The 21,750-nt window shown below is 70.9% G+C and carries 15 protein-coding genes and 1 pseudogene; 12 read left to right on the top strand and 4 right to left on the bottom strand.

Annotated features, from left to right (window positions below; genetic code table 11):
• The first annotated feature begins 57 nt into the window (after window positions 1–57).
• From OG390_RS37290 to OG390_RS37275, 4 genes are all read left to right on the top strand, one after another.
• The gene (locus OG390_RS37290) at window positions 58–528 is read left to right on the top strand and encodes an RNase A-like domain-containing protein (RefSeq protein WP_406174069.1); all 471 of its coding nucleotides are present in this window, start codon (window positions 58–60) and stop codon (window positions 526–528) included.
• Window positions 529–735: 207 nt separating this feature from the next.
• A complete protein-coding gene (locus tag OG390_RS37285) occupies window positions 736–1,266 on the top strand; it encodes a hypothetical protein (protein WP_406174067.1) in 531 nt (176 codons plus the stop codon).
• 22 nt (window positions 1,267–1,288) lie between these two features.
• Window positions 1,289–1,588, top strand: coding sequence for an RNase A-like domain-containing protein (locus tag OG390_RS37280; RefSeq protein ID WP_406174065.1), 300 nt, complete (start codon window positions 1,289–1,291; stop codon window positions 1,586–1,588).
• Between the two features lie 12 nt (window positions 1,589–1,600).
• The gene (locus tag OG390_RS37275; protein WP_406174063.1) at window positions 1,601–2,296 is read left to right on the top strand and encodes a contact-dependent growth inhibition system immunity protein; all 696 of its coding nucleotides are present in this window, start codon (window positions 1,601–1,603) and stop codon (window positions 2,294–2,296) included.
• Between the two features lie 72 nt (window positions 2,297–2,368).
• Here OG390_RS37275 and mycP read toward each other — a convergent pair whose 3' ends face one another.
• Both mycP and eccB read right to left on the bottom strand, forming a co-directional pair.
• Window positions 2,369–3,622: a type VII secretion-associated serine protease mycosin gene (mycP, locus tag OG390_RS37270; RefSeq protein ID WP_406174061.1), complete on the bottom strand. Its 1,254-nt coding sequence runs from the start codon at window positions 3,620–3,622 to the stop codon at window positions 2,369–2,371.
• Window positions 3,623–3,634: 12 nt separating this feature from the next.
• Window positions 3,635–5,164 (bottom strand): type VII secretion protein EccB, encoded by a 1,530-nt coding sequence (gene eccB / locus OG390_RS37265; RefSeq protein WP_406174059.1) that lies wholly within the window; start codon window positions 5,162–5,164, stop codon window positions 3,635–3,637.
• A 198-nt stretch (window positions 5,165–5,362) separates the two neighbouring features.
• Between eccB and eccE the strand changes: the two genes are divergently transcribed.
• From eccE to OG390_RS37225, 8 genes are all read left to right on the top strand, one after another.
• Window positions 5,363–6,697: a type VII secretion protein EccE gene (gene eccE / locus OG390_RS37260; RefSeq protein WP_406174057.1), complete on the top strand. Its 1,335-nt coding sequence runs from the start codon at window positions 5,363–5,365 to the stop codon at window positions 6,695–6,697.
• Window positions 6,694–7,488, top strand: coding sequence for a hypothetical protein (locus tag OG390_RS37255; protein WP_406174055.1), 795 nt, complete (start codon window positions 6,694–6,696; stop codon window positions 7,486–7,488). The genes eccE and OG390_RS37255 overlap by 4 nt, the downstream gene beginning before the upstream one ends.
• Before the next feature lie 366 nt (window positions 7,489–7,854).
• Entirely contained in the window at window positions 7,855–11,457 is a 3,603-nt protein-coding gene (locus tag OG390_RS37250) for an SCO5717 family growth-regulating ATPase (RefSeq protein WP_406174053.1), read from the top strand.
• Window positions 11,458–11,771: 314 nt separating this feature from the next.
• Window positions 11,772–13,643 (top strand): ABC transporter substrate-binding protein, encoded by a 1,872-nt coding sequence (locus OG390_RS37245; protein ID WP_406174051.1) that lies wholly within the window; start codon window positions 11,772–11,774, stop codon window positions 13,641–13,643.
• 67 nt (window positions 13,644–13,710) lie between these two features.
• Window positions 13,711–14,778 (top strand): ABC transporter permease, encoded by a 1,068-nt coding sequence (locus OG390_RS37240; RefSeq protein ID WP_406174049.1) that lies wholly within the window; start codon window positions 13,711–13,713, stop codon window positions 14,776–14,778.
• A gap of 23 nt (window positions 14,779–14,801) precedes the next feature.
• The gene (locus OG390_RS37235; RefSeq protein ID WP_399091453.1) at window positions 14,802–15,740 is read left to right on the top strand and encodes an ABC transporter permease; all 939 of its coding nucleotides are present in this window, start codon (window positions 14,802–14,804) and stop codon (window positions 15,738–15,740) included.
• Window positions 15,737–16,714 (top strand): ABC transporter ATP-binding protein, encoded by a 978-nt coding sequence (locus OG390_RS37230; RefSeq protein WP_406174047.1) that lies wholly within the window; start codon window positions 15,737–15,739, stop codon window positions 16,712–16,714. Before OG390_RS37235 ends, OG390_RS37230 begins: the two co-directional genes overlap by 4 nt.
• Window positions 16,711–17,724 (top strand): ABC transporter ATP-binding protein, encoded by a 1,014-nt coding sequence (locus tag OG390_RS37225; RefSeq protein ID WP_406174045.1) that lies wholly within the window; start codon window positions 16,711–16,713, stop codon window positions 17,722–17,724. Before OG390_RS37230 ends, OG390_RS37225 begins: the two co-directional genes overlap by 4 nt.
• A 55-nt stretch (window positions 17,725–17,779) precedes the next feature.
• Here OG390_RS37225 and OG390_RS37220 read toward each other — a convergent pair whose 3' ends face one another.
• Together OG390_RS37220 and OG390_RS37215 are read right to left on the bottom strand one after the other, a co-directional pair.
• The gene (locus OG390_RS37220; RefSeq protein ID WP_399091265.1) at window positions 17,780–18,733 is read right to left on the bottom strand and encodes a bifunctional riboflavin kinase/FAD synthetase; all 954 of its coding nucleotides are present in this window, start codon (window positions 18,731–18,733) and stop codon (window positions 17,780–17,782) included.
• 129 nt (window positions 18,734–18,862) lie between these two features.
• Window positions 18,863–21,626, bottom strand: a pseudogene (locus OG390_RS37215) (trypsin-like peptidase domain-containing protein).
• Window positions 21,627–21,750 lie beyond the last annotated feature (124 nt).

Genomic DNA, 21,750 nt, shown 5'->3' with positions numbered 1-21,750 from the left:
GCCGAGCACAAGTGGAGCACTCCTGGCGACGCCGACCGCGGGGTCTACAAACTGGACTTGGCGTCCACGGAGTGGCTGGAGAACTCCCACACGGTGAGCAAGCACGTGGGCCTGACCGACGACCAATTGGCACAGCGCCTTCGGGACGACCTGAAGAAGCCGCCACGGCCGGGGACCGACTGGCCTTACGGGCAGCCGAAGGTTGCCAACGCCTCTTCCTTCACGGACATCGAGTCGGCGCAGAAGTTGACGCAGTACAACATCGACCAGAATTCTGACCAAATCACCACGTGGATAGCAAGTAAGCCAAAAGACGGCGATCGAATGGACATCAAAGTTTCCGAGACGCCCTACGGCGATAGCGGGCGGAGCATCGACAAGGCTGCGATCCAGAATGATCCATTCCCGGCGGAAGCGTCGGAGGACGTGAAGGGAGTCGAGACACGCCTCCTGTACAGAGAGGACCTCGACCCGCCTTTCACGGTCATGACCTCGATGCCAAAGGACGTTCCGACGGGAGGCAACTAGGATGGCCCGCATGACGCACCAGGAATCCGTCGACTACTCGCACCTCGCAGGCGCCCGTATGCTCCTGCAGTCTTACGACGGCTGGAGCCTGAGGATTCCCGACGATCCCGGGCAGTGGCAGAAGCAGCTCTTTCCCCTCCTGCGAGGGATCCGGAACGCGGAGGCGGAGGGGGGCGCAACCTTCACGAGATCGCAGCGGAACTACGTTTGGCGGCAGACCTCTTCGAGCGGTCTCCCGATGGTTCCCACAAGGCGCTGAACAGGATTCCGCGGGCGGCGACCGAGGAGCGTACGCCCGAGACACTGCGGCAGATCGCCCGCCATCTCGAGGAGTGGAACGTCGATTGGCGGACGTACAGCGAAACGCCCATGGACGTCAGGGAATTAAGCCTACGCTTCCCCCGCTTCAGCCAGATCCTGCCCATCTACTTCGGCCAGGACGGCGTGGCGATCAGCGACGACATGCACGATGCCACGTCGGAAGAAGGTATCCGTATGTACATCGACGAGACGCACCCGCGCTGCCCGTGGCACCTGCCGAGCGTGGTCGCCGAGTGCTATCAGGCGATGGCACTGTTCCATACCGAGAACCAGATGGACCGCTTCTTCAGCGCGGCGGCGATGAGCGGAGGATCGGGGACGGAGGACTTTCTCGACTTCTTCCCCCTCTTCGCCCGCCTCTGCATCGAGCACCTGAAGGAATCCCACTCACCGTTGTGGGAGCCGAAGCGGAAGTAGAGCACGAGAGAATCGGCCCACCATGCGCACCCGCACCGCCACCTACCCCGACCGCGAAACCGCCCAGTGGGCCACCCAGCAGGTCGTCACCGCCAACGAGCAGCTCATCCACCGCTGGCTCGCCCAATCCGCTCGCCCCCGGCTGGCCATCGAGGCGTCCTGGCCGTCCCGCCCCGATCCCGTGGGTCGGGTCCTGCTCCAGGCGATGATGCTGGCCGGACGCGAGCCCGTCGACGTGCGGGCGGCTCGTGTGATCCTCAAGCGGGACGCCTCCCGTCCGCACGGCTTCGTCGTCCAGGCCACGTTCCCCGTCTACCTGTAGAGGCCGATCATCATGCCCCTGAGCCCTCTCGAACACGACCGCCATTACGGCGAGTTGGACCAGGTGATCCGTGCCTACGTCGGGCAGTCGGCGGACGACACCCCGGAGAAGCCCAGCCGGGCTCTGATCGCCTACCTTCGCCACACCTGGCACACCCGTCCCTGGGCCCTGGCCGCCGCCGAGACTCAACTGCGCGAGTACGCCCGCAACCCGCCCGGCCGACTCCGGCTGCGCCTGGGCGAGTTCTATGCGATCCCCGATGTGGGCCTGCCGGAGGCCGACATCCAGGAGTGGCTGTCCTGCCTGGCCGAGCACATCAAGCACAGCATCGAGACGGGCGAGGCCCCGCCCCCGGCCGCCCCGGCGACCCACTGGGAATGGCACGCCCGCTTCCCGGAACTCGCCCAGTTCCTCGGCGGCTGGTTCTCCCAGGACATGCCGGACGAGTTCGACGACCACGAGGCAGCCGTGGACGACTACGTCACTGGCTCCCATCCGCAGCTCGTCGCCCGCCTCGTCGGCGAGGTGCGCGAACTACTTGCCCTGGACCTGGACGAGTCCGACTACGCCCTCGCCCTCGCCGAGTTGGGCATGGAGGTCGACCCTCCGGCTCCGTACACGCCCAGCGGCTGGCTCGCGTTGACCGCCGATCGGCTCGAAGGGCCCCGCCCGGATTACGGACCTCCGCCGCAGACGGACACGAAGTGATCCTCCCGGAGATCCTGGTGGTGGCGGGCATGCCAATGCACCGTGCCGCAGGGCAATACCGGTGCCCGAAAGTCACTGCCCGGTGCTCACTCGGCGGCCGCGGCGTCGAGCATCCCGCACCGCCACAGCCGCCCCGCCCAGCCCCGCCACCAACACCGCCGCCCCCACAGCCACATACGTAGCCAGTCGGGCGTTCCGCTCGTCCGCCGTTTCGCCCAGCTGGAGCTTTGCAGGAGTCGGAGCCTCCGCCTTGGTGAGGCCCTCCTGGGGGTTGGGCGATTCGATGGGGTGGTCGTCGTCCGTCAGCGCGCGGACCGGGTCCACCACGCCCCAGCCGACCAGGCGGTCGTGGCCGGCGATTGAGCGTTCCGCCGTCTGCTCGATCTGGGCGACGATCTCGCGGGCGGTCCAGGTGGGGTGCTTCGCCTTGATCAGGGCGGCGACTCCGGCCACGTACGGGGCCGAGAAACTGGTGCCGTTGTCCGAGCAGTTGCCGCCCTTCGGGACGGTGGAGATCATGTCGACGCCGGGGGCGGCCACGTCGACGAACTCGCCGGACTGGGAGAAGGAGGCGCGTTCGTTGTTGCGGTCCGAGGCGGCAACGGCGAGGACACCGTCGTACGACGCGGGGTAGGTCTTCTTGACGTTGCCGCCGAGGCCGTCGTTGCCCGCCGAGGCCACCACCACGATGTTGTGGGCCAACGCCGTGTCGACCGCCTGCTTCAGGACCGGGTCGGGCTCCACCGCGTTCGACGTGTCCTGGGAGATGTTGATGACGCCCGCGCCCACGTCGACTGCGTGGAGGATGGCGGTGGCGAGTGTTGCCGCCGTGCCGTGGCCCTCCGCGTCGTTCTGTTTGATGGGGATGATCGTCGCCCTGGGGGCCAGGCCCACGAAACCGGTCCCCTTGGCGGGGCGGGCCGCGATGATGCCCGCCACGCGCGTGCCGTGGCCGACCGTGTCCGTCGTGCCGTCGGACTTACCGCGCTCAATCGGGTCGCCGTTGTCGTCCTTGAGATTCTTGGGGAGGTAGTTGGCGCCCCTCGACATGTCCACCGCGTGGGTGAGTTGGGAGTTCTTCACGTCTACGCCCGTGTCGATCACCGCCACCCGCACGCCCTTGCCCTTGGACTGGCTCCACAGTTCGTCCAGCTGGACGCGCTGAAGGGCCCAAGGGCGGCCCGTGTACTTCTTGTTGGGGAACGTGCACTGGTCGGTCGACGAGTCCGCGGCTGCGGGCGTGGCGACGGCGAGAGTGGAGACGATCAGCGTTGCGGCGGTCGCGGCCATCACGCGCAGAGGGGCGGGGGAAGGTGCGTGCGTCATGAACACCCCCTCCTACGAGCCCTGCGGCTGGCGTGCCGCCGACGTCGAAAGCCGCGGGCCCGTGGACAGGAACGACGACCACTCGGCGGGGACAGGAGCCGGATCCACGTCGGAATAACCCAGGCGGATCTGAGCCAGTTTCGCCTCGTTCTGGAGCTCCTTGCGTTCCTTGGCCGTGGTGCCGATGCCCGCGTCGTCGGTGGCGCTGTCGGCGTTGGACTGCATCGCGTACCGCAGGCCGGTGTCGGTGACCAGGAAGACGTTGCCCGCGCTGGTCTCCTCGCCGGTGAACTGGCGGTACAGCTGGCCCGAGCCGGGAGTGACGTACGCGCTGGAGGAGCCGGTGGGGAGGACGGCCGGGAAGTCGGTGCCCGCCCAGGTGCTCAGCGTGGTCGTGCCCCTGCCGTCCGTGTCGACGTCGCGCAGGACGTTGCAGATGGTGTTGCGGCTGCCGGAGGAGGCGTCCGCGTCGTTGACGGCCTTGGGCGCGTGGCTCGGCCAGTTCTTGTCCGCGGCGAACTCGGCCGTGGCCGGGACGAAGTTTCCCGCGCTGACGTCGAGGGCTTGCCCGGCCTGACCCAGTCTCGCCAAGTCCCTGCTGCTGAGGAGGAGTTGAGCCGTGAAGTCCGAGACGGGGGCCACCTTGCCCTGCTCGACGACGTAGTACTGCTCGCCTGTGCCGTTGCGAGCCTTGAGGACCATGCCGACCTTGTTCGCCTTCGTAGGCAGGCTGCCCGCGACGTCGGCGTTCGCACCGACCTGGCCCTCGGCCTTCGGGAAGTCGATGGCGTCACCCTTGTGAAGGGTCCCCACCCACTCCTGGGACACCTTCTCGGGTTGGCGTCCGGCACCGACGATGGTGCGCAGCAGCAGTTCGTCGCTGCTGTCGACCTGGTACGCGGTGCCGTGTGCGTCCACGATGTAGCGGTTCTTGTCCGGGGCCACGACGTACATCAGCTCGCCGCCGGTCAGCCGCTCGGTGCCCTCCGTCTTGCTCATGTCATGGGACGCGAGGACGAAGGCCGCTTTCTGGATGGACCCGCCACCCGCGGTGGGACGCTCGCAGACGGCCCAGCGCTTCTTCGAGCCCGCTTCGGAGGCGGACGGCAGGCGGTCGGGGGCATAGGGGATTCCGATGGTGACGCCGTGCGGGATGTTCCCCTTGTCGAGGATGGACTCGTCGACCGTCACGACTTCGCCCTTGCCCGATTTGAGGAGGAGTTTCGCGGACGCCATGTTGAGGACCGGGTGCAGCTGGACCTTGCCGTCGGTCTTGAGGACGACGTAGCGGGTGGTGGACTTGCTGGCGATGATCACCTTCTCGCCGGGGGTGTTCCAGCCCTGCGGCGCAGTCGGTTTGAACATCCCCCACGCCCCGAAGGCGGCCATGATGATCACCCCGACGATGGTGCCGGGCAGCACAGCGCGCAGCGGTCGCGGCGCCCCCTCCTCCGAGCCGTCGGGAGACGATTGGACGAAGGACGCGAGCATGCGGCGCTTCGCGAAGGTGTAGGCGTTGAGCTGGTCCCGCCGAGATGCCATGTGTGCCTGCTTCTCCCCGTGTCTCGCCTGGTCGGCGCTCAGGGGTCCACCGTCCCCCGCCCTCCGATGTCAGACCGGCCCCCTACTATGCCTGGTGATGGAAGGGCCGCGTGGAGCGGGTAGGGTGCCTGGACCTTCAAGGGCCCTATGCGGTGCTGGAATTCCAGCGAGTTGCGAGCAAAACGGGGGGATGGAGTGATGGCTTCCGGAACGCGGGCCCGGTCGCGCGACCGGTCGCAGGTGCGCGGCTCTTCGGCGCCCCGGCCGCAGTCTGCGCTGCAGCTGTCCGCGCCGGGCGCGAGGCCTCAGGGGGCGGACCCGCTTCACCTCAAGGGGCGTCCCGGACAGTCCGGTTCGTTTCGGCTGCAACGGATCGTTCTGCTGGAAATCGCGGTCGCCGTGCTGCTCACGGGATGGGTCATCGGCCCGTTGGCGCTGGTGCCGGCGGTTGTCGTCGCAGCCGTGCTCGTGCTCCTCGCGTTCGTACGCCGCCGGGGGCGCTCCCTGCCCGAATGGCTAGGCACCGCACGGGCGTTGCGGGCGCGGCAGCGGCGGGCCGCGAGTACGCCGATAGAGCCGGGCACGGAGCCCGGCCTTGCGCCTGCCGTGGAGTGCGACCCGAGCTTGCGGACGTATGTGTACGGCAGCCTGGACCGTAGACCCGTGGGACTGATCGGGGACGGCACGTTCGTCACCGCCGTCCTTCAGGTGGAGGCCGACGCGACCGCTCTGCGCGCTGAGCGGAGTCGGCAGCCGCTGCCGCTCGGGCTGGTGCGGGACGCGCTCGAAGTGGACGGAATCCGGCTGGAGTCGGCGCAGATCGTGCTGCACACGCAGCCCGCTCCCGCGCTGCACCTGCCGCAGCAGTCCGTGGCGGTCAGCAACTACGCACCTTTGCAGGCGCAGACAGGAGCACCGGCGGTGCGTATCACCTGGATCGCGCTGAAGCTCGATCCGGAGCTGTGCCCAGAGGCGGTTGCCGCGCGCGGGGGCGGACTTGTGGGAGCGCAGAAATGCGCGGTGCGCATCGCGGACCACCTCGCGAGTCGGCTCACCGGGGCGGGGTTCCGTACGACCGTGCTGAGCGAGGAGGAGTTGACCGCCGCTGTCGCGACGTCGGCGTGCGCCAATCCTCTGGTGACGGCGGAGGCCGGGCGGACCGATACGCCGGCGCGGCGGACCGAGGAGTCCAGCCGCAGCTGGCGCTGCGACAATCGCAGGCATACGACGTACTGGGTGCGGCGCTGGCCCCAGTTGGGCGGCAGGGGACCGTCGCTGCCGCAGCTCGTGGCCCTGCTCACCGCCGTTCCCGCGCTGGCCACCACCTTCAGTCTCACTCTGGGGCGCGGGGAGCGGCAGGAGGTCTCGCTGTCCGGGCATCTGCGGGTGACCGGGCGCAGCGACGACGAACTGGTCGCGGCCCGGCGGGCCCTGGAGCACGCCGCGCGGCAGGCCGGAGCGGGCCTTGCCCGGCTCGACCGTGAACAGTTGCCCGGCATGCTCGCCACGCTGCCCCTCGGAGGTGTTCGGTGACGGCCATGACCACACACACGGCCACCGCTTCGGGGGGGCACGGATCTCCCGACGGTGCGCAGCCCTCGGCCGCGGAGCGAGTTCGCGGTCGGCTGCGGAGCGGCTTCGGTCTGATCGGCCCCCGGCACGGACGGCATGCGCTGTCCATGGAGCAGGTGGACTCGCTCGCGCTGCCCATCGGGGACGACGGAGTCGTCATCGGCGTGGATGCCGAGGGGCAGCCCGCGGTGCTCGGGCTCAACCGGCCGACGCCGTACGACGTCGTCCTGATCGGTGGGCTGTGGACCGCGCACGTGCTGGCCCTGCGGGCGGCCGCGACCGGTGCGCGCGTCGCCGTGGAGACCGGGCGGGCAGAGGCCTGGATGCAGATGGTGCATGCCATGGGCGGCGGGCAGAACGGCATGGCCGTGTACGACGTGGGGCGCGTGCCGCCCCAGGGCGCGTCGGCGGGGAATCCAGTGCTGGTGGTGCGCGACTGTGGCATGCGGCCGCCCCGCGGGCGGGTCGTCTCTGGACCCTGGCAGGCGGTGCTGACGCTCTTGCCGTACGTCAGCCCGGTGGCCCCCCGACTGGTACGGCAGGCACGGCTCGTCGGCGTCCAGCGGGTCTCGCCGGACGAGGCCGCGGAACTGGGCCGCACGATGGCGCTGCCCCGGGGAGATGTGGACTCGCTGCCCGCGCTCGCCGATGGCGTCACTCTCTGGTGCGCCGATCGCGACCGGCAGTATGTGATGACGCAGCCCACGGACGCCGAGATCGGATTGTTGGGTACGCCACGAAGGATGGACTGACCGGGCAAACCCCCGGATCGACATGGGATGTTTGAGACCGATTCACCCCGCCTCACGTTCGGCTCGTGCATCGCTATTGCCCGGTTTGTTCACCGCGATGGTGCGTGCGTACGTCATTCACGGGCAGGGTGTGACGTGTTGGGCCCACGCGGAGGGGTGGACAGGCCTGCCGTGTCGGCGCTTGTGGTGATTAGGCTGGGACCGGGCGCCGTATCGGACTCCTTGGATGGGCCGTCGGCGTCCCAGGGGGGAGCCGGGCGGATCCGACGCTTCGGACGACCGACCGATTTCGAACGACCGGCCCTGCACAACGAGAACGGTCGCCCCAGCATGGCTTGAGGGTGCTCGACCACATCAGGAGGAATTGTGAACAGCGATCGGGACGGGATCCGCGGGGGCTGGGCCACACCCGGCGATGACCAGTCCGACGCGGAGTCCGCCGTCGAGACGACGGGCGAGTTCACCATCGACTACGCGCCGCCCGCCTGGTACACGCAGAACGCGTCGGGGAGTTCGGGCGAGGCGGACTCGGATTCCGAGGCGGCTTCGGGGACTTCGCGGACCTCGACGACTTCGGAGCCGTCCGAAGCCTCCGAGCCTTCGGGAGCTTCGGCTTCGGAGCCGTCTCCTGCGCCTCCGGCGGGGAGTCCTGTTGCGGTGCCCAAACTGCCGGTCGGCAGCGGGTTCGAGCCGGAGGTCGCGAAGCCGGAGGCTCCGGACGCGCCTGTCGCGGACGCCGGAAGCCCGACGGCTGTGCCGAACTTTCCCGTGGGTGGGTTTCAGGCCCAGTGGACTCCTCCCGCTCCTCCGCCCGCGCCGGTCACTCCGGCCGCGCCCGTCGCGCCCGTCGCCGCCGCTGACGAGGCGGAGCCGGGGAACGGGGACTTGGAGAGCGGCGCGACCATGCGGATCTCCTCTGTCGCGCTGAAGCGTGAGATCGCGGAGCGGGCGGCTGCGTCCTCGGAGGAGGCGAAGGCGGTCGCGGAGACATCAGCGGAGGTCGAAACCGAAGCCGAGTCCGCGCGCGGGGCCGAAGCCAAGGCGGAACCCGGAACCCCGGTCGAGCCCCAGGCCGTGGCCGCGCCTGATCCCGTGGTCGCGCCTGATCCCGTGGCCCTGTACCAGTCCCTGGAGGCTTCTTCGCAGGGCGACGACGTGGACGTCGAGGAAGAAACGGCTGTGGCCGAGGCCGAAGTGGCCTCCCCCGGTGCGGATTTTGCTGATGAGCCGAGTGATGCCTCCGACGAGGAACGCGTCGCCGATGTCGTGGAGTTGCGGCGCGCGGACGACGGCGGTGCTGCGGATGCGGCGGATGCCGTGGATGCGACGGATGCCGTGGATGCGACGGATGCCGTGGATGCGGCGGATGCCGTGGATGCGGCGGATGCCGTGGATGCGGCGGATGCGGCGGATGCGGCGGATGCGGGCGACGAGCTCGGCGAGGTCGGCGACTCCGAGCCGCAGGGCGAGTACGTCAGCGATGCCGTGCCGCCGCAGGCCGAATCCAGCCATGCGGTGGCTTCGCCGACCGCCGAGCCGGAGGATGCCGAACTCGGGGGCAGCGAGCCTCAGGACGCGGTGCCCCAGGAGGGCGAGCCCCAGGACGCCGTGCCCGTGGCCGGTCCGGACGCACCGGAGGCCATACAGGACACGCCCCCGGCCTGGGCTCCGCCGCCGCTGCCGCAGGGTGGACTGCCGCCGTTGCCGCCCGCGTATCAGCCCGCGGCGCCCGCTCCCGCGGCCCAGTGGCCCGCGTCCACGGAGCCGGTGGCGGCCGAGCCCGCACAGGCGCAGGTGCCGGCGCAGGCTCAGCCGCCCGCACCGGCACCGTTCCAGCCGGCGGCACCGCAGCCCGGCCAGCCGTTCCAGCCGCCCGCACCCCAGCCCGGCCGGCCCTTCCAACCGCCCGCACCCCAGCCCGGCCGGCCCTTCCAACCGGCCGCACCCCCGCCGGCGGCTCAGCCTCCCGCTCCGGCGTGGCCCGCCTCTCCCAGCGCGCCCGTCTCCGCGGGTCCGGCTCAGGGGCCCGTGCCGGTCCCGCCCGCCGCCGAGAACCCCGTTCCGGCCCCGCCGCAGGCTCCGCACGCGGCACCTCCGGCGCCTGCGCAGCAGGGGAGTTACGGGTTCCCGCAATCAGGCACCCCGACGCCCAACCCCGCCCCGCAAGGCAGCTACGGCTTCCCCCAGCCCAGCACCCCTGCCCCCGCTCCGACGCCCGCCCCCGCCCCGGCCGCCCCGGCTCCGGCCCCCGCACCACAAGGCAGCTACGGCTTCCCCCAGCCCAGCACCCCGACGTCCAACCCCACGCCGCAAGGCAGTCACGGCTTCCCCCAGACCGGCGCCCCGGCTCCGGCCAACCCGCCCGCCCAGGGCCCGGGTTACGGATTCCCCCAGCCGACGACGCCCCCGGCGAACCCCATGGCTCCGCAGGCTCCCTCCCCGCAGCAGGGGTACGGGTTCCCGTCTCCGGCGCCGCAGGCGCCCAACGCCCCCGTGCCACAGCCTGGTTACGACCTCCCCCAGCCGCCCCCGGCTCCCACGCAGTCGGCCGCGCCCACCCCGACGCAGCCGCCGCCTCCCTCGGCGCAGGTGGCCCCGCCGTACCCGCAGCAGCCGCAGCCCGGGCAGCAGCCGCCCGCGCCCGTCGACCCCCGCGCGGGCGCCGCCTGGCCGCAGCCCGTGCAGCACGACCAGCGGCAGCCCACCAACCCCGGTGCCGCCCCGCTCGGCTACACCGCCGCGGTGGAGCTCTCCTCCGACCGGCTGCTCAACAACAAGAGGCAGAAGGCCAAGAGCGGTCGCCCGGCAGCCGCGTCGTCGCGGTTCAAGCTCGGCGGGAAGAAGGAGGAGGCCGAGCGGCAGCGGAAGCTGGAGCTGATCCGGACGCCGGTGCTGTCGTGCTACCGGATCGCCGTGATCAGCCTCAAGGGCGGCGTGGGCAAGACGACCACGACCACCGCGCTCGGCGCGACGCTCGCCAGTGAGCGGCAGGACAAGATCCTCGCGATCGACGCCAACCCGGACGCGGGCACGCTCGGTCGCCGGGTGCGCCGCGAGACCGGGGCCACCATCCGTGACCTCGTCCAGGCGATCCCGTACCTCAACTCGTACATGGACATCAGGCGGTTCACCTCCCAGGCCCCGTCCGGGCTGGAGATCATCGCCAACGACGTCGACCCGGCGGTGTCCACGACCTTCAACGACGAGGACTACCGGCGCGCGATCGACGTCCTGGGCAACCAGTACCCGATCATCCTGACCGACTCGGGTACGGGTCTGCTGTACAGCGCGATGCGCGGAGTGCTCGACCTCGCCGACCAGCTCATCATCATCTCGACACCGTCGGTCGACGGTGCGAGCAGCGCCAGTACGACGCTGGACTGGCTGTCGGCGCACGGGTACGCGGATCTGGTCTCGCGCTCCATCACCGTCATCTCCGGGGTGCGCGAGACCGGCAAGATGATCAAGGTGGAGGACATCGTCAGCCACTTCGAGACGCGCTGCCGCGGCGTTGTGGTCGTGCCGTTCGACGAGCATCTGGCGGCCGGCGCCGAGGTCGACCTCGACATGATGCGGCCCAAGGTGCGGGAGGCATACTTCAACCTCTCCGCGATGGTGGCCGAGGACATCGCACGGCACCAGCAGTCGCACGGGCTCTGGACGAACGACGGCAACCCGCCGCCGGTGGCCGCCCCGCCGATGCCGGGTCAGTACGTTCCCGGACAGCCGGTCCCCGGGCAGCCCGTTCCGGGGCAGGCCCCGCAGCAGCCGCAGCCCGGGCAGCCGTACGCCCAGCCCGGACAGCCCTACCCCCAGCCGGGCCGGCCCCACCCGCAGCCCGGGCAGGCATACCCCCAGCAGCCGCAGGCGCAGCCCCAGCCCGGACAGCCGTTCCAGCCGGCACCGGGGCAGCCCTATCAGCCGAACCACGGCCAGACCCCGCCCCCGCCGGCGCCCCCTCAGCAGTAACCCGATCGGCCCCTTCCGGAGGGCCGATTACCGCCCGGGCCCGCACCGTCTCCGTACGGTGCGGGCCCTTGGCGTATCCATGGGCGTTTCGAGCCGTCAGGCCATTACCTGGGGGGCTTCACCGGTCTGAACCAATGAGCGAAAAATCCGCGTCAACTCGTTATTTCCGCAGGCCACATGGGGTTCACGCGCCGTTGACGCGTGCAGACCGCCGCTGATAGACACACAGATCAATCCCGCCGGCGTCACCAGTCACCCGATCAAGTAGTTCAACAAGCCATCCCCGTGCGAGCGATGACGCGAGGTCACCGACCATGAACACACAAGATCAACACGCCAGAAGGCGCCCGCGCCCCCGTCTCAGGACCGGGACCCGGCTCCCCCGGCTGATTGCCGCCGCCGGCGCCGCCGCGCTCACCCTCACCGCCGGTCTCGCGACCCCGCTCAACCCGGCGCCGCAGCAGGCGCAGGCCAAGGAGGGCAAGAAGGTCCTCACCGTCGCGGTCGCGCAGAGTGTCGACTCGCTGAGTCCGTTCCTGGCGTCACGGCTGGTCAGTACGAGCATTCACCGGCTCATGTACGAGTACCTGACCAACTACGACCCGGCGGACAACCACGCGATCCCGGGCCTCGCCACCAAGTGGGAGCCCTCCGCCGACAAGCTGACCTGGACCTACACGATCCGCTCCAACTCCAAGTGGTCGGACGGCCGGCAGGCCACCGCCGAGGACGCGGCGTGGACGTTCAACAAGATGATGACCGACGAGGGTGCCGCCACCGCCAACGGCAGCTTCGTCACCAACTTCAAGAAGGTCACGGCCCCCAGCGCCACCAAGCTCGTCATCGAGCTGAAGAAGCCGCAGGCCACCATGGCCGCGCTCGACGTGCCGATCGTGCCCAAGCACGTCTGGGAGAAGGTCGGGGACTTCTCGAAGTTCAACAACGACAAGAACTTCCCCATCGTCGGCAACGGTCCGTTCATCCTGACCGACTACAAGGCCGACAGCTACGTACGCCTGAAGCCCAACAAGAGCTTCTGGCGGGGTGCTCCCAAGTTCGACGAGCTGGTCTTCAAGTACTACAAGGACGGTGACGCGGCGGTCGCGGCCCTGCAGAAGGGCGAAGTGTCCTTCGTCTCCGGCCTGACGCCCGCTCAGTCGGCCGCTCTCAAGAGCCAGCAGAACATCAAGGTCAACGACGCCCCCGGCCGCCGCTTCTACGCTCTGGCCACCAACCCCGGTGCCCAGGCCAAGGACGGCAAGCACTTCGGGGACGGAGCCGAGTCGCTGCTCGACCAGAAGGTGCGCCAGGCACTCTTCATGGCGATCGACCGCGGGACCCTGATCGACAAGGTCTTCCAGGGGCACGCCGTCGAGGGCGAGGGCTACATCCCGCCGCGCTTCTCGACGTACTTCTGGAAGCCGTCGGCGAGCCAGCAGCTGTCGTACGACCCTGCCAAGGCCGCTCAACTCCTCGACCAGGCGGGCTACAAGAAGAACGGCGACGGCAAGCGCGTCGAGAAGAACGGCAAGCCGATCAACTACCGGATCCTGTGCCACGCCACCGACCCGAACGACAAGGCGGTCGGACAGTACCTGAAGGAGTGGTTCGGCAAGCTCGGTATCGGTGTCACCCTCAACTGCCTGGACAACGTGACCGACCCGTGGCTGGCGGGCAAGTACGACCTCGCGTTCGACGGCTGGTCCGTCAACCCGGACCCCGACTTCGTCCTGTCCATCCACACCTGCGCGGCGCTGCCCGCCACCGCCGAGGACACCGGGGCGACCGACAACTTCATCTGCGACAAGAAGTACGACGAGCTGTACGACCAGCAGCTGGCCGAGTACGACACCGCCAAGCGTGCGGACATCGTCAAGCAGATGGAGTCGCGGCTGTACGACAGCGGGTACATGAACGTCATGGCGTACCCGAACGCGGTCGAGGCCTATCGCACCGACCAGATCAAGTCGATCGAGACGATGCCGAAGGCCGCGGGCAACATCTACGGCCAGGACGGGTACTGGAGCTGGTGGTCGGCGGTTCCGGCGGGGTCCTCCGGTGAGTCCTCCGACAGTTCGAGCTCGACGGGCGTCATCATCGGCATCGTCGCGGGCGTCGTCGTCCTCGCGGGCGTCGGGGTGTTCTTCGCGATGCGCCGCCGCTCGACGGCCGAGGACCGTGAGTAGCGCACGCATCGGCCCCGAGCCCGAAGACCAGGGGCACCCCATGGACGTACGAGCGAATGAGTAGTTCATGACCGCTGAGGCAACACCCTCGCTGGTCGAGGCGACCGGCGGTCCGGCTCAGGCCGGGCCGTCGGTCCGCGGGCCACGGGCGCGCACCCGGACCGCGTATCTGCGGTACGTGGCGGGCAAGCTGGGCGGCGCTGCCGTCTCCCTGCTCGCCGTCCTCGTCACCAGCTTCTTCCTCTTCCGTCTCATCCCCGGCGACCCGGTCAAGTACATGACGGGCGGCCGTCAGGTGTCTGCCGAACAACTCGCCAACTACCGCAAGGAGTTCGGGCTGGACCTGCCGATGTGGGAGCAGTTCACGGACTACTGCGGCAAGGCGCTCACCGGCGACCTCGGCACCTCGTACCAGTTCCGCGCCCCGGTCATCGACAAGATCACCGAGGCCCTGCCGAACACGCTTCTCCTCACCGGCACGGCGTTCGTCCTCTACACCGCGCTCGGCATCTTCATCGGCACACGCTCCGCGTGGCGCAACGGCGGGCTGAGCGACCGGCTCAACACCGGTCTGGCGCTGACCCTTTACTCGATTCCGTCGTTCTGGCTCGGGCTGCTGCTCATCATCGTCTTCTCGGTGGGCATGGGGCCGATCCCCGGGCTCTTCCCGACCGGCGGCATGGAGTCGGGGGGCAAGGAGGGCTTCGCCTACGTCGTCGATGTCGCCCACCATCTCGTCCTGCCGGTGGTCACACTGGTCGCGGTCGAGTACGGGCAGACACTGCTCGTCACGCGCTCGGCGCTGCTCGACGAGATGGGCAGCGACTATCTGACGACGGCCCGGGCGAAGGGCCTGCGGGACGATCTCGTACGCCGTCGGCATGCCGTGCCGAACGCGCTGCTGCCGACGGTCACGCTGATCTTCATCAACCTCGGCCGGACGGTCGCCGGGGTGATCCTCGTCGAGACCGTCTTCTCCTGGCCGGGCCTCGGCGGGCTCTTCTACCAGGCGCTGAGCGTGCCCGATCTGCCGCTGGTGCAGGGGCTGTTCTTCGTCTTCGCGGCGGCGGTGATCGTGATGAACACGCTGGCCGATCTGATCTATCCGCTGCTGGACCCCCGGGTGGGCCGATGACCACGACCGAGTCGGACGGGCCGATGACAACCGAATCCACGGCGGCCGAGCAGGCCGCACCGGCGACGGCGAAGAGCCCCCGCGCTCTCGCCCGGCAGCGCCGCCGCCACTCCGCCGCCCGCTTCTGGAAGCAGTACCGCACCCACCGGGCCGGCGTCTTCGGGCTCGCCGCCCTCGGCCTCTTCGCGCTCATCGCGCTGACCGCGCCACTGACCGTCGGCTCCGACGTACAGAGCGTGACCAATGCGCCGGGTGATCCCATGGAGAGCCCGAGTACCGCATTCCCGTTGGGCACCGACCAGTTCGGGCGCAATCTGCTCGGACTCGTGGTGTGGGGTGCTCGGGTCTCGCTGCTGGTCGGACTGCTGGCGGCCGTGCTCTCCGTCGCGATCGGCGCGCTCATCGGGATCACCGCCGGTCACTTCCGCGGCTGGTACGCGACCGTGATGATGCGGATCACGGACTGGTTCCTGGTCATGCCGACCCTGGTCCTCGCGATCGCGCTGGCGACCGTGATGACCCGCTCGCTCGGCACGATCATCCTGGCGATCGGCGTCACGACCTGGCCGACGACGGCCCGGCTGGTGCGGGCGCAGACCCTCGCGGTCGAGTCGCGGCCCTACATCGAGCGGGCCAAGGCGCTCGGCGGCGGGCACTGGCACATCATGTCCCGCCACGTCCTGCCCAACGTCATGCCGCTGGTGCTGGCCCAGACGACCCTGATCATCTCCTCCGCGATCCTCGCCGAGGCGACGCTCGCGTTCCTCGGGCTCGGCGACCCGACGGTGGTGTCATGGGGCGGGCTGCTCCAGGACGCGCGGGAGGCGGGCGCGGTCAGCGCGGGCAAGTGGTGGTATCTGGTGCCGCCCGGAGTCGCGATCGCGGTGGTCGCGCTGGCGTTCACACTGTGCGGGCGCGCGGTCGAGTCGGTTCTCAACCCGAAGCTGGGGGTGGAACGTTGACGCTCCTGGAGGTCAGGAACCTCGAAGTGACATACGCGGGCGGGGCGGCCGCCGTTCGCGGTGTGGACCTCTCGCTGGACGCGGGCCAGAAGCTCGGCATCGCCGGCGAGTCCGGCTGCGGCAAGTCCACGCTGGCGCTCGCGCTGCTGCGACTGCTGCCCTCGGGCGCGCGCACGAGCGGGGAGATCCTGCTCGACGGCGAGGACGTGCTCACGATGAAGTGGGGACGCGTCCGGGCGGTGCGCTGGGCCGGCGCCTCGATCGTCTTCCAGGGCGCGATGCACTCACTGAACGCCGTACACCGTATCGGCGACCAGATCGCCGAGCCGATCCTGCTGCACCGGAAGGCGACCCCGGCGGGCGCCAAGAAGAAGACCGGCGAGCTCCTCGAACACGTCGGCCTGCCCGCCGCCCGCGCGAACGCCTACCCGCACGAGCTCTCCGGCGGGCAGCGTCAACGCGTCATGATCGCCATGGCGCTGGCGTGCGACCCGCGGCTGGTCATCGCCGACGAGCCGACCACGGCGCTCGACGTGATGATCCAGGCGCAGATCCTCCGGCTGATCGAACAGCTCGTCACCGAGCAGGAGCTGGGCCTGGTCATGATCAGCCACGATCTCGCGGTGCTGGCCGACACCTGCGACCGGCTCGCCGTGATGTACGCGGGCCGCGTCGTCGAGGAGGGTCCCGCCCAGCAGGTGTACGAGGATGCCCAACACCCGTACGGCAAGGCCCTGTCGGCCGCCTTCCCGCGCATCGGCGACACGGCGTCGCGGTTCGCGCCGCGCGGGCTGCCGGGCGACCCGCCGGATCCGTCGGCGCTGCCGTCCGGCTGTACGTTCCACCCCCGGTGTGCGGTGGCGCTGGAGTCGTGTGTGACCGAGGACCAGTCGCTGCGGGACGCGGGAGCGCAGCGGTGGGCGGCCTGTGTGCACGTAGGGGCCCCGGTCCCGGACGCGAGGAGCACCGTATGACGACACCACCGCTCCTCGGCGCCGAGGGGACACCGCCGCTCCTGAGCGCCGAGGGACTGCACATCACCTTCCCCGGACGCCACGGCGCCGCCCGGGCCCGTGCCGTCGACGGTGTCGACCTCGACATCCGGCCCGGCGAGATCGTCGCGCTGGTCGGCGAGTCGGGCTGCGGCAAGACGACGCTCGCCCGCTCCCTCCTCGGACTCGTCCCGCCGACCGGCGGCCGTGTCACCTTCGACGGCAAGCCGCTCGACTACTCCTCACGCGCACTGAAGGCGTACCGCAAGCGCGTCCAGCTGGTCCTGCAGGACCCCAGTGGCTCGCTCAACCCCCGGCACACGGTGTACGACGCGGTCGCCGAGGGCCTGCGCATCCACCGGTACGGCGGCGACGAGCGGGCGGCGGTGGCGGAGGCCTTGTCCCGGGCCGGCCTGCGCCCTCCGGAGCGTTTCTTCCTCCGTTATCCGCATGAGCTGTCCGGAGGCCAGCGCCAGCGCGTCGTCATCGCGGGCGCCCTGGTCCTGGAGCCCGAACTCATCGTCGCCGACGAGCCGGTGGCCTCCCTCGACGCCTCGGTACGCGGCGAGATCCTCGCCCTGCTCCTGAGGCTGCGCACCGAACTCGGCCTGTCCGCCTTGGTGGTGACCCACGACCTGGGGCTGGCCTGGAACATCGCCGACCGTGTCGCGGTGATGTACCTCGGCCGGATCGTGGAGACGGGCGAGGTGGAACAGGTCCTGACGGCGCCCCGACACCCGTACACCCAGGCCCTGTTGTCCGTCCTCCCCGAGGCCCCGGGCGATCCCGTCGTCCTGACCGGCGAGCCCCCGGACCCGTCCCGCATCCCGGCCGGTTGCCGCTTCCATGCCCGCTGCCAGATCCTCACGAGCGGGGAGGCGGAGCGAGCGGGCGTCGCGGACGCGTGCCGGAGCCAGGACCTGGAGGTGCTCGGCGGGGGCGGCGGGACGCAGGTGGCGTGCCACTGGGCGCGGGCGCGGGTCACGATGTGAGAGAGGCGCCCGATGCTGTCACCAGCACCGGGCGCCCCCGTCCGCGTACCGAGGACTACTCCCCGTCGTACGCCTCGATCAGCTCGCGCGACCGCTTCACGTCGTCCGCGATGGCCTCCAGCAGCGCCTCGATGGACTCGAACTTGGCCATGCCCCGGACGTAGGCGAGGAAGTCGACAGCGACGTGCAGGCCGTACAGGTCGAGGCCGACACGGTCGATGGCGTACGCCTCGACGGTGCGCTCGGTGCCGTCGAACTGCGGGTTCGTGCCGACGGAGATCGCGGCGGGCATGGCCTCGCCCTCGACGTGCAGCCAGCCGGCGTAGACGCCGTCCGCGGGGATGGCAGTGTGCGGGAGGGTCTCGACGTTCGCCGTCGGGAAGCCGAGTTCGCGGCCGCGCTGGGCGCCGCGCACCACGATGCCCTCGACGCGGTGGGGGCGCCCGAGGATCTCGCGCGCGCCCTCGACGTCGCCCTCGGCGACGAGCCGCCGGGTGAGGGTCGAGGAGAAGGGCTCGCCGCCACCCGCCGCACCCGTCACATACAGATCGACGACCTCGACCTCGAAGTCGTACGTCTCGCCCTGCTCGCGCAGGAAGTCGACATTGCCCGCGGCCTTGTGACCGAAGCGGAAGTTGGGGCCCTCGACCACGGCCTTGGCGTGCAGCTTGTCGACGAGGACCTTGACCACGAAGTCGGCGGGCGACAGCTTCGAGAACTCGGTGGTGAAGGGGAGGATGAGCAGCGCGTCCACGCCCAGTTCGGCCATCAGTTCGGCGCGGCGGTGGTGCGGGGCGAGCAGCGGGGGGTGACTGCCGGGGCGCACGACCTCGCTGGGGTGCGGGTCGAAGGTGACGACCACGGAGGGCACGCCCAGCTCGCGGGCGCGATCCACGGCATGCCGGATGATCAGCTGGTGCCCGCGGTGCACCCCGTCGTAGGAACCGATGGTGACGACGCTGCGCCCCCAGTCCTCGGGGATGTCCTCCAAGCCACGCCAGCGCTGCACTGTGACCGCTCCTTGTCGAACCCGTGTCCGTGATTGCCTCATTCGCAGCTCTAAGGGTGCCATGCCGCGTGCGCTCGGCTTGCATCGGCATCGAGCTGTGACGCATCCCGCAGAGGCCGAGGGCCGGAGTCAGGCGGGCACCCGCACCCCGGCCAGGTTCTCGATCATGCGCCGGGTGCTCGGACCCACCATTGAGGCCCACTCCTCGGGAGCGCCGGTCAGCCAGCGGGCCACCAGGGTGGCGAAGCCGGGGACATGGCGGGCCAGCTCGACGAGACCGCGGTCGAAGCCGCTGGCCCCGGCCGGGGTGCGGACGAGCAGGAGGCCCGTGCGGTGCACCAGCTCGCGGGTCGGCTCCTCACCCCTGCGAACCGCGCCGTCCGCGGCGGCCCTGAGGAGTGAGTCCAGGACGGCCGGGTCCCGCTCGTGCGCGAGCAGCAGATCCAGCAGCTCGCGCCGCGGCGGACGTGACGCGCGGCTGCCCGGCGCCGCCAGGACGGCCGCGAGCGCCGCCCGCACCGGTGCGGGGCAGCCCTCCAGCAGTCCGCTGACCAACGGAAAGAGCACCGCGCGTGCGGTGGGGCCATATTCGAGGCGGCGATCCACATACGCGGCCACGTGCGCGGCGGCCTCGGGGCGTAGCTCCACGACTTCTCTCACCATCGCGGCGACGTGGCGGGCGAGAGCGGGCGTGGTGACATCCGCGAGGGTGCGCAGCACCTGGCTCGTGTCGGGGCCGGGCTGCCGCAGCCGGGTCCGGAAGGCGGCCAGCACCGGGTCCGGGTGAGTGGTGAGCGCGGCGACGAGAGCGCTCGGAGGCAGCTGCGGGTCACCGGACGTGAAGCGTTCCAGAGCCTGCGGCAGGTAGCGGTCTCGCGTCCACGGATCCCGTACGAGCAGACCGAGCGCTCCGCCGTGCAGCGTGCAGTCGGCGGGGCGGGCCAGCAGGGCGAGCGCCGCGTAACGCAGCAGCTCGCGGTCGGCCCCGGTCCGCACGAACGGTGCCGCCCGCAACCCGTACGCCACCGCCGCCACCCGCCGCGCGGGCCGCTCGTCGTGCGCCCATCGGTCGACCGCCCGGCACACGGCCGACGGCTCCTCCTCGGCGAGTACGGCGAGCAGCTCGTCGCCGCGCCGATGCGCACTGCCGACCAGCGCCTCGGCCAGGTCGTCGAGCGCCCGGCGCCGATGCGCGTACAGCAACGCCTGCGCGGCCGTCGCCACGGTCGCGTGCGGGGTCGCGGGGAGGGGACGCTCATCGTCGAACCAGCGGGTGAGGTGGAGCTGTACGGCCGCGGGGTCGGCGATGAGAAGACGGGCCACGGCGGGCGTCCGGCAGCGCGGCCCGCACCTCGCAGAGCAGCCGCAGGGTCAGGGGGTGCCGCGCGTCGGCCGCCACCAGCACGTCCTCGGGGATCCCGGCGCGCGACCGCGCCCGCCGCGCATCCTCCTCGGTGAGGTCCCCGAGCCACACGCAGGGCGGAGTCAGCGGGTCCCGGTCGGCCGCGGCCCGGTGCAGCATGTCCCCCGGAAACCCGGCGCCCGCCTGCTCCCAGTACTCGGCCCGGCACCCGACGACGAGCCGCGCCCCGGTCTCTCGCAGCCATGCGGCCGTCCCGGCGGTCCACTCGGGCAGCCGGTGGGCAAGGGCCGGCGGCATCTCCTCGGGTCCGTCGAGGAGCAGCAGCAACGGCCGTCCCGCGTCGCGTGCCGACCGGGCCAGGCGCTCAGGCCCGATATCGCCCAGTTCACCGTCGTACCTGCCCGGCGGCAGCACATCGCAGGGCACGGCCCCTGCGGCCCGTCCCTCCCGCACGGCGGCGCCCGAATCCCGTGAGGCCGCCACGATCCGTCCCGCCCGCTCCAGCGCCCGCGTCGCCGCGTCCGCCACCGAGGTGTCCGTGGCGAGGAGGTCGGCGCCGCGCAGCCACAGGGTGGGTGCCGGTTCCGCGCCCCGGGTGCGGCGGGCGGCGAGGGCCGCCAGTTCCGTCGTACGGCCGCTGCCTGGCGGTCCGACCAGCGCGAGGACGGCGGCCGGGCCCTCCTCGAAGGCGGCGAACTCCCGGACGCAGTCGGCCCGTTCGACCGGTCCGCAGGGCGCGCCGCCGGCCCCTGGTGACGTCGCCTCCCCCGGCCCGTCCGACCCCACCGAGGTCGCGGTGAGCTCCAGTACGCCCGCCGGGTTGAGATCGGCCCCGTACGCGGGCACGGTCGCCGCGTTGCGGGCCAGCAGCTCGGCGAGTGGCCCCGGCACGCCTCTCAGGGAGACGGCAAACCCCGCTGCCCGGTGTCGAACGAGGGGCTCCCCCGCTCGGTCGCGGCCGAGAGCCTGAGGGAGCAGCGCGGTGCCGAGGACCCCGAGCACCGCCCCGGTGGAGGCGTCGAGGACCGGCCCCCCGGCCGCGCCGCCGCCCAGCCGGAGCGCATCCGCGCCCACGGTGCCGATCGCCAACTCCAGGGCGTCGCCCAGGAGATGGATGCGGTCGGTGGCGGTGTACGTCACGGCGGACGTGCCGAGCACGCGCGCCTCGCGCCAGCCGCCCGCGGCGATCCGGACGTACGTACCGGTCGCGATACGGTCCCGCACGGTGACGGGGAGCGGGTCGAGACCGAGACCTTCGGTACGTACGAGAGCCAGATCGGCGTCGGGCAGCGGCGTGACGGCGTCGGCGGTCACCACACAGGTGCGGTCGCCGGGAGCATGCAGGACCAGACGGGCCAGACCGTCGACGGCCTCGTGGCTGGTGATCACCGTGCCGTGGTGGTCGGCGACGAAACCCGTGCCGCGCGGGCGCCCCGCCAGGTCGCCAATGCGTACCAGGGCCTCGTCCCGTGTGTCCCGGGTATCGTCGGTCGCCTGTCGGCCCCCGGTCCGCGGGCCCCGTCCCGCCATACTCGAACCTCCCCGCCGTACTCCTGCTCTCGACGGTAGGCGCGAGGTGATCAGCGGGACAGATCGCGTCGCGAACGCGCCCCCTTCCGCTCCCTCGGTTCACTCCGAGCGCCTGCCCGAAGGG

It is taken from the genome of Streptomyces sp. NBC_00996 (genome assembly GCF_045162675.1).
Taxonomy (GTDB): domain Bacteria; phylum Actinomycetota; class Actinomycetes; order Streptomycetales; family Streptomycetaceae; genus Streptomyces.
Note: the sequence above shows the minus strand (reverse complement) of the source record. Positions and strands in the feature narration are given on the sequence as shown.

Excerpts from the sequence above, each read along its gene's own strand:
- OG390_RS37280 (WP_406174065.1), top strand. The coding sequence starts at position 1,289 with ATGCGCACCCGCACCGCCACCTACCCCGACCGCGAAACCGCCCAGTGG.
- OG390_RS37245 (WP_406174051.1), top strand. The coding sequence starts at position 11,772 with ATGAACACACAAGATCAACACGCCAGAAGGCGCCCGCGCCCCCGTCTC.
- mycP (WP_406174061.1), bottom strand. The coding sequence starts at position 3,622 with ATGACGCACGCACCTTCCCCCGCCCCTCTGCGCGTGATGGCCGCGACC.
- OG390_RS37235 (WP_399091453.1), top strand. The coding sequence starts at position 14,802 with ATGACAACCGAATCCACGGCGGCCGAGCAGGCCGCACCGGCGACGGCG.
- eccE (WP_406174057.1), top strand. The coding sequence starts at position 5,363 with ATGGCTTCCGGAACGCGGGCCCGGTCGCGCGACCGGTCGCAGGTGCGC.
- OG390_RS37225 (WP_406174045.1), top strand. The coding sequence starts at position 16,711 with ATGACGACACCACCGCTCCTCGGCGCCGAGGGGACACCGCCGCTCCTG.
- OG390_RS37275 (WP_406174063.1), top strand. The coding sequence starts at position 1,601 with ATGCCCCTGAGCCCTCTCGAACACGACCGCCATTACGGCGAGTTGGAC.
- eccB (WP_406174059.1), bottom strand. The coding sequence starts at position 5,164 with ATGGCATCTCGGCGGGACCAGCTCAACGCCTACACCTTCGCGAAGCGC.
- OG390_RS37240 (WP_406174049.1), top strand. The coding sequence starts at position 13,711 with ATGACCGCTGAGGCAACACCCTCGCTGGTCGAGGCGACCGGCGGTCCG.